Here is an 11,899-nt window from a genome sequence, read left to right on the forward strand (position 1 = left end):
TTATATGTAAAATTGTGACAATTCATGTTCGAAGTAGCGTAGAGGATGGAACGATTTCGGAAAAGCGTTAGCGGTCGCCTAAAAGCTTTCCTTTGGAAAGCTACTTCGGAAGCATACGCTTGGTCTCCTAATTTCAACCGTTACACGGTTTCAATCCAGAAATTTGGAGACCGTAGCGATTGAAGGAACGTTCCATTCACGGAGCATCCACTCAAAACACTCCTACCATGAGAACCATTGCTCAATCGGCGGATTGGACACCGACTTCACATGATGGAATTCATTATTACCCGGGTGATAGACGTAGTCCTTCCTATATTCTTCAATATTCTGCATAATATCTCTGATCGCGTGAATGATGTACTCTATCTCACTGTTTGTCATAATAGGATGAAGCGAAATACGTACCCAGCCGGGTTTATACGACAAATCCCCTGTATCAATGGTATCCGTAATTTGTTTGGACACGGTCTGATTCAAGTTAAATAAATAGTGCCCAAATGTTCCTGCGCAGGAACAGCCTCCCCTTGTTTGAATGCCGTACCGATCATTAAGTAGACGGACCATCAAATTATAATGAATATTCTCCAGATAAAAAGAAACAATGCCCTTTCGTTCGCTAATATGTCCGTCGAGCACATGCAGGCCGTGGATTCTTCCCAGCTTGGGTAGAAGAATGTCGAGCATCTCCCACTCTCTATGCTGCATTTGCTGCGTACCCATTTTTTCTTTTAATGTAATACATAGTGCAGTTCTAATCGTCTGTAGAAAACCCGGAGTACCCCCATCCTCACGCGATTCCATATCCCAGTTATAACGTTTACCGCCCCATGGGTTACTCCAAAGTACGGTTCCTCCTCCAGGATGGTCAGGAACTGGACTTGAGATCAATCTTGAATCAACGATTAGAACGCCACTAGCGCCAGGCCCGCCCAAAAATTTATGCGGGGAAAAATAAATAGCATCCAGCTTCTCCAGCGGATGAGCAGGATGCATATTAATGTCGACATATGGCGCAGATGCAGAAAAATCGATAAAACATAGTCCTCCGTATTCGTGCATTTTCCGAGAAAGTGCATGATAGGGAGTTTGAACACCTGTCACATTAGAGCATGCAGTGAACGCACCGATCTTGAACTTACGATTCTGATAATCCCGGAGCTTCCGTTCAAGTTGCTCAGGATCTACTAAGCCCTGCTGGTCCGGTTCAACAATAACCACATCACCGATCGTTTCCATCCATGATAATTGATTCGAGTGATGCTCCATATGCGTCACAAAAATGATCGGACGTTCCTCTTCAGGCAATAGAAGTTTTTCTCGCAAATGGTTAGGTACTTTTAGCCCAAGTAAACGCTGCAGCTTATTCACCATCGCCGTCATTCCTGAACCACCTGTTAGCAATACGTCACATTCATCCGCATGAACATGACTCTTAATAATATCCCGTGCATGCTTATAAGCCAGAGTCATGGTCGTTCCCGTCACATTCGATTCCGTATGCGTATTGGCAACAAATGGCCCATACACATCTGTAAGTTTGTTCTCAATGGGCCGAAAAAGTCGACCGCTAGCCATCCAGTCGGCATACAGTATCCCCTTTTTACCATATGCCGTCATGAAAGTCTGATCGATTCCGATCATTTGTTTTCTAAAAGGATAGAAGTACGTCTCCAATCCACTGACACAGTAGGACTCACTTCCAATTCGCGCTTGAAGCAATGGTGTTCTCCCCCCGACATATCGCTACTCTAATGTATGCCCAGTGAAAGAATTGGGTTAATGCGGGTCAAATAAACATCTGTATATTAGATTCAAGAGCGCCCTTGAGAAAATCTTTAGCTTCAACAATCTTAACTTCAGGGAGAAATTCCTCCTGCTTAAACCCCATGACTTCCACGGACAGTTTGCATGCATAGAAATTAACTTGTTTTTTTCGAGCACCCTTAAGAAAATCAATCAATCGTGGTGCGTGATCGTCGTCCATCATATCCAATAGAATTCGCTTGCCTACACCGGCCCAGTTCATTTTGGATAAGGGTAGATCCTCAGGACCTTTGGGCGAAATGAATGAAAACATTTTTTCGTACAAAGTTTTATCATCGTTAGACATACTCTCTGGATCACGAATCAAAGATAATCCCCAGAACGCAAAGAATATATTCACTTCCACATCCATCTCCCGAGCCGTATTCGCTAAAATGAGCGCAGCCATCGCCTTGTCATATTCCCCACTGAACATAATGAGATCCATTGTTTTGGTCATACTGATACGTCCTCCTATATCATAGTTTGCTGTTATTGTTTACCATGAGGGGAAAATTTATAGCAGAGTCCTGTGACAATTGTGAGCAAACAAAAATGGACACCCAACCGTGTCCACAGCACTACATAATATATTTTGACCCAAAGGTAATCCCAATCCGAATAATTCATGTATAATTGTTATAACAGTTGAATAGTATAATTAAGGAGGATAATAAGGATGGGTAAGGTGAGTCAAATGGAGCGGAAAGTAACAAAGTTCGGAAATAGCCTCGGAATCACAATGACAGATGCATTAAAAGAAATCGGTCTTGAACAAGGTGACGCTGTTCAAATTGAAGTTAATCCTGGCAGTGGAGAAATTGTAATCAAAAAGGCCAATAAAGTATCATTACCCGATGGGATCAGTGCTGATTTTTTTGAAAATCTATCTGAAGTACTTAGTGAATACGACCAAACCTTGAAAGGATTAAAAGACAGATGAAAATACGTTACTTGTCCATTCAAGAAACTATTGCGATTAACTTTGCCATGATACAGAGATATAGTGAGGGAGAGCAGATTGGCGTAAAAAGCTCCAGTCTGCTTGAATCGGCTATAATGCGACCTCAGTCTTCGGCATTTGAAAAAGATGCCTATCCATCGATCTATGAAAAGGCGGCAGCATTGTTTGAATCTCTAGGCCAAAACCATCCATTTCATAATGCTAATAAAAGAACAGCTTTTACGGCGCTCGTTATTTTTCTTAGATATAATGGATTCCTCTTTAAAATGGAGCAGAAAACTGCAGAAGATTTCACAGTGGACATGGTAAATCATAAGTACTCTTTCAAACAGCTTGTTACTACCATTCGAGCCCACTCAATTAAGGGTTAATAGAATGATTTTTATGAATTGAACAGCTCAATTAAGAAATGTATGCGGTTACTACTTGTGATATAATAGCATCTATTAGATTAAACAAAGGTCACAATTCGAGAGAATAGATAGGAGTGTTGTTGGAGATGAGAGGTTACAACATTATGCGTCCACTAATGCTAATTATAGTCGCGCTGCTTACGAGAGGTTTGGTTACTAACCTTTGCATTCTATTTGGGATGACGCCTGAATCAGCTAGTAGCATCGGTATGTTTGGTATGATAATCGCTGCGATTTTCATGTATATTCGCTTGACCAAACGCCGTCCTAAATAAAAGAATAGGCACCCTTTTCCGTTAATTACCTTGTTATGATGCCCCCTCAATAGAAGATATTTTCCACTGTTGATCCCCGCCATCAAAAATGAGCGTAAACTGCACGACCACATTTTCTTTAGTCATGGTCATTATTTTAGTTTCTTTATCAGCCATTATTACCTTGTATTCAACGTCATCAAAGGCCATAAAGTAGTAAAACTCACTAGTATCTTCAAACACCGATAGGATATCAAAATCACTAACCATCTCGGGGGATGTCATTTGGTCAGTTTCTTCCTTTGCACCCAAAAATACAGCTTCAATATAAGTTTCGATTAAATCCTCAGTACTCTTCGGATAGACAAATCCGCTCTCATCATTCTTATACGAATCAACAGGCTCGTCAAAGCTTTGACCATTCCAATTGCTCGTACTTATCCTCTCAAAACGCGAGAAATGTCTATATGCGACAGCCTTATCGAACACGCCATCGTTGCTACCATCCTCTAATAGATCCTCTCCCGACCCCGTAGCTGAGGCTCCATAATAGAGTTGATTGACCTCGCTATCACTAATGCCATAAACCCCTGCGCCTTCAAGGAAAGCACCATTTGTAATGCCGGTATAGATATAACTTTGTCTAGAGCTCTCTAGATTAATCAGGTTAATATCATAGATATAATAGCCCCCAGATTCTATTCCAGGTTTCAACAGTTGGTAATTAGACTGCGTGTCACGGATCACATAGTTTGTATCATATATTTCCTTATCCGGGCCAAAACTTACAACATACTCTATATTCCCATCTTCATCCATATCCTTGCTTAATATTTGAATAAGACTATTATTTTTGTCATCATCCAAATCATTTAAAAAACTCAATAATCCTCTTGGTACCTTGACAGTTCCTTTTAATGTATCAATCGAAACGAGTTCTTCTCTGTCAACGTTCGTATCCTCGTCTGTAGTCATGAAATTGAAAGTATCTTCCTTCCAACCATTCTCATAAATATAATGTCCTTCATATGTATCGTAGGAATCATCAGCCGCATCAAAAACCTGTATTACTGCATCCACGCTCTGATCTCCTATAGCAAAATCGATCACCTTTGCCGTGTTCCAATCCGTTCCGTCTACTCCCTCCCAAGGTGCTATACCCATTGCCCCATTAATTTCAGCAAATAGTCCACTATCCGTTCTTGAACGAATCTGTTCTTGCGCATTCATTACAGTAAGTGCGGTTGTAAGATAGTTTATAATCTTGTCCTTCGTATTAAACTTCTCACACATATAATAGATATCAAATTGGGTGTCTGGTTCATGCAGGATAGCTATCTTCCCTTCATCATTTTCACTACAGCTCCAAGAATCAGATGACACGAAGATATCGTTCTCTACTTGATTCGCCTTCTTGCGAATAGTAAGCACATCAGCTTCAGTTATTACGGGAATTTGCACTGCAGAATTATTATGCTCTAATTGGGTCGTTTGCGAATCTTCTAGAGTTTCTTGTTGGGAAACTACCTCTTTGTCCTTACATGCCGTAAGCATTAAACAAACGATAACCAACATAACTATAAGTTTCTTCATTATTTCCATCCCCCAGACACTTATCGACAACTATTATATAGGCATTCTCCATCTATACATGATAGCTTTCAACTCTGTCCAACCACTCGCTAATTAGTGAATTAAAGACTTGTGCCTGCTCTATTTGCAAATTATGCCCTGCTCTATCTAATACAGCAAATGTTCCTCTTGGGAACTTTTCTAATATTTCAAAGGCATCTTTATAACCCACTACAGAATCTTGTTTGCCTAATAAAAAAATACTCGGTTTCTCAAATTCCATCTGGTCTATGCGAAATGAAAATCCATATTGTTTCTTGATTATAGCCAAAAAATGATCATCTGCAATTTGACATCCGGCCAAAACCTCATTTTTATATCTGCACCAATTATACTCATCAAGAACCACTTGATTAGAGCTAAAATCTGTGACTTCTTCCTCTGTTAATGTGGCAAGGAACCCGTTATCTCTATGTAATACAGCATGATTAGGTACTATTCTGTCCTCGTGATGGGGTAAAATGACTGGACAAATAAATGCAGCACCTCCCACCCTTTCCTTTTGTTTCGCCAGGATCCCCCTAGCCAAGTAACCACCATATGATTCGCCTATAAGCAAGTAGGTTTGATCCTTAATCAAAGATTCAATAAGTGACAACACGGCATCCAGCATTTCATCCGCATTGTGGATATCGTCATAATCCCTTGTCATCCCCATTCCTGGAAGGTCAATATAGATTCTTCTCCATCCATTTCGATCGCTAAAGATAGGTTCCATGCATGCGCTCATTAGTCTATGATCAGGAGAAAATCCATGTATCATAATAATCGGGATACCTGTTCCCAGATCTTCATAGTAAATATCGGCGTTTGCAACTTTACAATAAGGCATATGATCTTCCCTTCTATTGATGTTCTACCAAAATTATACTATAAATGTTTGCATCCTATTAATAGCTTCTACAAAATCACATAATAGCATGAAGCCGAATGATCGCTTGCGCCCGGTCAACGACCTCCAATTTTCCATACAGATTGCTAATATAGTTACGAGCTGTACCTTCGGCAATATGCAGCGCATCCGCAATTTCACGATTGTTCAATCCTTTGATTATAAGCTGTGCCAATTCCTCTTCCCGCTCTGTCAGCTTGATGTGTTCCAATCTGGATGTTGGTAAGTCTTCATAATCTTCCGTAAATCTATTCAGCCTTGCCGCCAATTTGGCCGCCACTGCAGCTGGAAGAATAAACTGGCCTGATACTGTGTCGCGGATCGAAGCAATCATTTTATCCCCGTCCATATCCTTCAGCATATATCCACTAGCGCCATACGCCATTCCTTCTATTATGTAATCTGCATCTATAAAGGTAGTCAAAATCAAGATGAATATATCAGGACAGCTCCGTTTAATTCGCTTCAACGCACTAATTCCGTCCATAACTGGCATCTGAATATCTAGCAGTACCAGATCAGGATGTAGCGATTCCACCATTTCGCAAGCCTCTTGTCCATTCTTAGCTAAGCCTATCACCTCAAAATCATCTTCCAAATCCAAAATAGTTCTGAGTCCTTCCCGGGTCAACATCTGATCGTCAGCGATCACAATCGTTATCTTATCCATTTTCTATCCCCAATTCATCGCATCGGGTACGGCAGATCCATCGTCAACAAAAGGCCTTGGTTAGGCCCGGAGTCGATAGATAAGCTACCGCCCAGCTGTTCAGCACGCTCTTTCATCGATTTCAATCCAAATCCCATCGTAATATTGCTCGTACCAATTCCACGATCTTCTAGTCTAAATTGCAAATTCGACTCGACAATCCCCAGCTTGAAATGGAATTCCCTACTCCCTCCGTGCCTCATCCCATTGGTCAAGCCTTCCTGCAGCGCATGATAGATCGTCTTCTTATGGGCTGTCGTCAACTCGGGCAAATCACGAATAGCCGTATGGATGACAACTCCCGTATTCCGCTCCGCATCTCGAATAAGCTGAATCAACATACCTCCGAGATCGGCATACTTGTCCTCTTTCAACAAATGAACAGAACCACGGATTTCATTCAGACTGTGTCGAATAAGATCCTGCGCCTCTTTCAGCCGTATCGAAGCGCCCTCCGTATCTTTGTAAAGTAGCCTTTTCCCCGCTTCGATCTGAAGAATCGTCGATGTGAGCGTGTGCCCGACAATATCATGAATTTCTTCAGCGATACGATTTCTCTCCTCATACACGGAGACTTCCGCCAGAGCCAAGGTTGTCTCACGCATCGATTGCTCTAATCTGCGAGTCCTTTCTTCAACTTGATCCTCCAAGCTATCTTTAAGATACTGTATCCCCGAGTATAGCTGGGCATTTGCAATGGAGATAGCACATTGAGAGCCGAGCATCTTCAACACATCCAACCGCTCTGGAGTGAATACGCCCGCTGACAGATTATTCTCCAAATAGAGCAAACAAATTAACTTATTCTGATGCATAATCGGCAGGCAGAGAACTGATTTCAATGCCTTGTTCCTTACATACGAGTTTCGGACAAATATCCCTTCTTTGGCCGCATCATGCAGCACGACTTCCTCTCTCGTTCTTGCCGCATATCCGATAATGGCCGCTGGAACCAAATCTGACTCGTCCTCAATCTGGACTGACTTGATATGTTGCTCCTCTGATGTTCCGTAAGCTTCAACAACCCATTTACCGTCATGGTCGAAAATGATCGCTCCGGAGTCTGCACCCGCATTGTGAAGCATAATACGCATCAGCGTGTCCAACAAACGGCTCATCTCCATCTCTTCTGTTAACGCTTGTATGGACATAACAACAGAGAGATAATCTACTTTCTCCAAGTCCGACCCTTTACTCACGTGCAGAAGATGGCCATATTTGTGTTCCATATCCACCGCTTTCGCCATCGCACCCCACTTGATATAGGCTTCATACGCTTCAGTCATATAGATCTTTGCTAGCTGTAGCTTGCCTTGGTTAAGACCATATCTACCGTAGCACTCTGCGATCATTGCTAAGTCATGGATTAGACCATATTTATGTGCAGCCTCAATTGATTGTTCGTATAACTCTTCAGCTTGGCGATTCTTCCCCTTCAACCTGGCCATTTCAGCTTTGATCATTAAATATTTGTGCTGATAATTCTCTGGGCACCGCTTGGCGAACTGCTTCATTTTTTTTAGACACTTGCGTAGGTTGACCCAATATTCGTTTTGTTTCTGGGCTGTAGCTTCTTCATAAAGTTGGGCCCAGACTAAAGACTCATACGTGTATTGAGCTACATTCTCGATGTTGTCACCACGCGACTCCAAAATGGCAGCCGCCTTCATCAAAGCCGCATTCGCATCGTGGTACTGACCGAACAAATAACCGGGTACATATTGCAGAGAGCAGACAAGTTCTTCAATCATATGAAACTCATCTCCATGAACCGATTCAGCAAATTCCCCCCAATTAATATCTGTTGCCTCAAATGGGTCATCTGGTGAGCGGTATCCCGTCAAGCGGGTGAGAAGAGCGGCAATAACTGTCGCTTGCTTCCAATGCAGGCTATTATTTTGTCTAAGGAGGTAGCCCGAATGCGCAATTAACCGTTCATAAATCTGCCCGAGCGGATGACCGAATTGCAGGAGCGAAGCACAATTAATCAGCACGCTCTGATTCCCATGCCACAAATCTCCAGATTCCAATCCCACTTTGCCGGCATGCTCGGTAAACGTTTCAAGCATCGTGTGGTCATATCGTCGCCAACTATCGTGACACAAGGCAAGTGAAGAAAGCGTCTTCACATAAAGTGTTGGATATGGTTTCGATATGTTACACGCAAGCATGCCCCACTTAAAAGCTTCCTCATCATGACGAAAATGATAATACTGAAACATAGCATATCCTATAAACCCGATTGAAGCTTCAGGCGTCATGCCGTAGTCCAGTGTTATTTCGACCATGGTGAAAACGGAAGCGAGCCAGCCCTTCTTGTTTATAAAAAAGCAGGCGTTGCTTGTATGTACCAATGCAGACATAGCTACTTTGCGAGCTTCATCGGTCATCGTTGGCAAATTATTCAGCATTCCAATCTTATGCTTCCGAATCTTACGACTTAACCGCAGCCATTGGAGAGTCAATTCGAGCGAACTTGGCTCAAAATTGTGAAGTACATTCAATAATTGCAATGTTGTATGGCCTAAGGAAATGACTTCCTTATAATTATCATCGGATGACTCCAATTGAATTTTCATAGTATAAACGAGCGCCTTGTCCAAATGGGTTGTCGCCTTGCTGATCAACAGATCAAATAACTCATTTGTCGTCTTAAAGTGAGAGCATAAATACTCCACTTCCGCCCGTTCCCGGAAAGATCGGAACGCCAACGTATAGTTTTTATCCCAACAATCGTCATCCAACAGTGCTGTAGCATGGCGTAAATATCTCAATGACGTTTCGTAAGCAGTCGATTGCTTTGCCTTCAAACCCGCCTGCAAATTCAACTTCGCCAATTCTATCCTTTGTTCGAAACCATCTATATTTTCCAAAGCCTGATTCAAATGGTTAACCGTTTCGAATACCGTTACTCCATCGCCAGATTTCAAGCGATCGACTAATAAGGAGCCGATCCTCAAATGTAAGGTCGGACGCTCATCCTCAAGAACAAGGGCATAGGCTGCCTGCTGGATGCGATTATGCTGGAATTGATATAGATTACCACTACCATCGCCGCTAACCGGCTGTACCAAACGCTCTTGCACTGCAATTTCCATCACCTCTGACAATTCCTCTATGGGAAGTTCGGTGATCGCGAAGAGTGTAAGCAGATCAAACTGGCTGCCCAGAAATGCAGCCCTGCCAAGTACATAGACTATCTCGTACGGAAATAGCTGTAATTTATCTGATAAATATCCGGCCACATTATCAGGTATGTTCATTTCCGCAATGAGCTGTAAATCCCATTGCCAGCACCTGCTTGATGGTTCTAAGGTTATTTGCTTATCGTTCATTAGATCCTGAAGAAACTCGCTCAGAAAGAACGGGTTCCCATCCGTCTTATGAAGCAATACCACCGCCAACTCATCCGTAGCCTTATCAGCAACATCGTGATGCATAGCATCACTTAGAAGTTGCTTGATATCAGCTAGTTCAAGTGCCTTCAGCGAAATTCTATTCATTATTATGCTGCTTTCCATAAGAGAACTTTCCAAATGGCAGAGCGGATGTAGCATAGGAATCTCTCTATCTCGATAAGCCAATACAATAAGCAGATGTTCTGTTGCTCTGTCCTCTAGCAGATAAGTAAGATATTGAAGCGATGCTTCATCCGCCCACTGCACATTATCAAGCAACAAAACCAAAGGGCGATCACGTTGAGAAAATAGTTGGATAAATCGGTTCATGATCAAATGAACTCGACGCTGAGCTTCCTTAGGAGGTAATTGCTGTACGGGAGGTTGTTGGCCAATCAGCAATTCCAACCTAGGAACCAAATCGATTAGCAATTGCCCGTAGCCATCTACGGCCTTCAGAATACGCAGCCTCCAAACTTCCGCTTGTAACTTAGTTTCCATCAGCAGTTGGTTAACCAGATCTCCAATCACTTGATTCCATATATCATATGGAATCGAGGAATGATATGGATCGAATTTGCCCATAGCGAAGAATTCTGGGAAAGGGACAACTTTTCGAATAGTTTCCTTTATGAAGGTCGTCTTCCCTATTCCAACGTTCCCACTGACCCAGACCGTCTCTACAGATCCGTTCGATACCCGCTGTAGTGCTCCAAGCAAACTTTGTTGTTCGGAGTGCCTTCCGTAGAATTGGGGAGGGACAGTCCAATACTCTGGAATATCCCGGCTTGCGAGTATAAAGGACTCGAATCGACCTGAGGACTGGAGTCTTGCTAACCCTTCTTCCAGATCCGATTTAATCCCAAACGCGCTAGCATACCTCTTGTTTGGGTTCTTCTCCATACATTTTTCAACAATTTCAGAGATAGATTCAGGGATAGAAGGATCCCGATAATGTAGAGGCTGGGGCGTATCAGCCAAATGACGATATACGATATCTACTACGTCTTGAAGCTCGAAAGGCAGACTCCCCGACAGCCATTCATATAAAATAACCCCTAGTGAATAGAAGTCAGAACGGTAATTGGGTATCATTCCTGTTCTGCCCGTCTGTTCAGGGGATATGTAAGGGAGCACAGCATCCGGCCGACCATTTGACACGGCTAGCGGACTCTTATCTATGTCGGTTGAACACATGCGGATATCAATCAATTTCACTTCATATGTATCGAGATTAACCATCAGATGAGCTGGGGTTACTTCATTTAGCGTAATGTTCTCTTGGTGAATTTGCATAAGACAATCGGCTATGGATGAAGCAATGCGAAGTTGTAACGGAAGCTCAAATATATTCTTATGTTTACGTAATATCTGATGGAGCGTATTGCCCCCAGTATCCCGTAAGAGCAGGATTGGTCGATCCTTTATAATCTCCAGGCTATATGCCTCTATTGCACCTCGGCCACCCAATTTTGTAAGTATGTCATATTCGTAACGGAAAGCATCAACCATGACTGGCCCCGGGTATTCATCACATGTCGTCTTGGCGATAACGTTCAGCCCGTCCTCATGACGCACCAACCTGTATAGTTGCATATCTATGTTATTACCTATTAACTCCAAAGTTCGGTACCCTGTCATTTCGAACATAAGTTGCACTCCCTGTATAAGACAATATGTACATTTAGATCTGTATAGGTTAATTGTACCTATTATAACATTAGAGTTACTATTGCCGTATCTTACCTTGTCTTTCTTTCAAAATAATAAAAAAGACCTCCTCGAAGGTTAATGTCATTAAGTTAAAGCATAGGTCCAAAAATTAAGAAAA

At 42.4% G+C, this 11,899-nt stretch carries 9 protein-coding genes; 3 read left to right on the plus strand and 6 right to left on the minus strand.

Annotated features, from left to right (window positions below; all coding sequences use genetic code 11):
• Positions 1 to 222 precede the first annotated feature (222 nt).
• On the minus strand, positions 223 to 1,722 hold the full coding sequence (locus EJP82_RS16350; RefSeq protein ID WP_127193144.1) for an aminotransferase class V-fold PLP-dependent enzyme: 1,500 nt from the start codon (positions 1,720 to 1,722) through the stop codon (positions 223 to 225).
• Positions 1,723 to 1,789: 67 nt separating this feature from the next.
• Positions 1,790 to 2,266 carry a DsrE/DsrF/DrsH-like family protein gene (locus tag EJP82_RS16355; protein ID WP_127193145.1) on the minus strand — a complete coding sequence of 159 codons (477 nt, stop codon included), beginning with the start codon at positions 2,264 to 2,266 and terminating at the stop codon, positions 1,790 to 1,792.
• A gap of 219 nt (positions 2,267 to 2,485) precedes the next feature.
• Between EJP82_RS16355 and EJP82_RS16360 the strand changes: the two genes are divergently transcribed.
• The 3 genes from EJP82_RS16360 (at position 2,486) to EJP82_RS16370 (ending at position 3,458) form a co-directional block, all read left to right on the plus strand.
• Complete coding sequence (locus EJP82_RS16360) at positions 2,486 to 2,749, plus strand: AbrB/MazE/SpoVT family DNA-binding domain-containing protein (RefSeq protein WP_127193146.1); 264 nt, start codon at positions 2,486 to 2,488, stop codon at positions 2,747 to 2,749.
• Positions 2,746 to 3,141 (plus strand): type II toxin-antitoxin system death-on-curing family toxin, encoded by a 396-nt coding sequence (locus EJP82_RS16365; RefSeq protein WP_127193147.1) that lies wholly within the window; start codon positions 2,746 to 2,748, stop codon positions 3,139 to 3,141. The genes EJP82_RS16360 and EJP82_RS16365 overlap by 4 nt, the downstream gene beginning before the upstream one ends.
• A gap of 128 nt (positions 3,142 to 3,269) precedes the next feature.
• On the plus strand, positions 3,270 to 3,458 hold the full coding sequence (locus EJP82_RS16370; RefSeq protein WP_127193148.1) for a hypothetical protein: 189 nt from the start codon (positions 3,270 to 3,272) through the stop codon (positions 3,456 to 3,458).
• Positions 3,459 to 3,491: 33 nt separating this feature from the next.
• On the opposite strand, the gene EJP82_RS16375 is transcribed toward EJP82_RS16370, so the two are convergent.
• The 4 genes from EJP82_RS16375 to EJP82_RS16390 all read right to left on the minus strand — a co-directional run bounded on the left by EJP82_RS16375 (position 3,492) and on the right by EJP82_RS16390 (position 11,718).
• Entirely contained in the window at positions 3,492 to 5,030 is a 1,539-nt protein-coding gene (locus tag EJP82_RS16375) for a DL-endopeptidase inhibitor IseA family protein (RefSeq protein ID WP_170220210.1), read from the minus strand.
• A 52-nt stretch (positions 5,031 to 5,082) separates the two neighbouring features.
• On the minus strand, positions 5,083 to 5,901 hold the full coding sequence (locus tag EJP82_RS16380) for an alpha/beta fold hydrolase (RefSeq protein ID WP_127193150.1): 819 nt from the start codon (positions 5,899 to 5,901) through the stop codon (positions 5,083 to 5,085).
• A gap of 76 nt (positions 5,902 to 5,977) precedes the next feature.
• Positions 5,978 to 6,631: a response regulator transcription factor gene (locus EJP82_RS16385; protein ID WP_127193151.1), complete on the minus strand. Its 654-nt coding sequence runs from the start codon at positions 6,629 to 6,631 to the stop codon at positions 5,978 to 5,980.
• Positions 6,632 to 6,645: 14 nt separating this feature from the next.
• On the minus strand, positions 6,646 to 11,718 hold the full coding sequence (locus tag EJP82_RS16390; RefSeq protein WP_127193152.1) for an AAA family ATPase: 5,073 nt from the start codon (positions 11,716 to 11,718) through the stop codon (positions 6,646 to 6,648).
• Positions 11,719 to 11,899: the final 181 nt, after the last annotated feature.

The sequence above is a fragment of the Paenibacillus anaericanus genome (assembly GCF_003994475.1).
In the GTDB taxonomy this organism is placed as follows: domain Bacteria; phylum Bacillota; class Bacilli; order Paenibacillales; family Paenibacillaceae; genus Fontibacillus; species Fontibacillus anaericanus.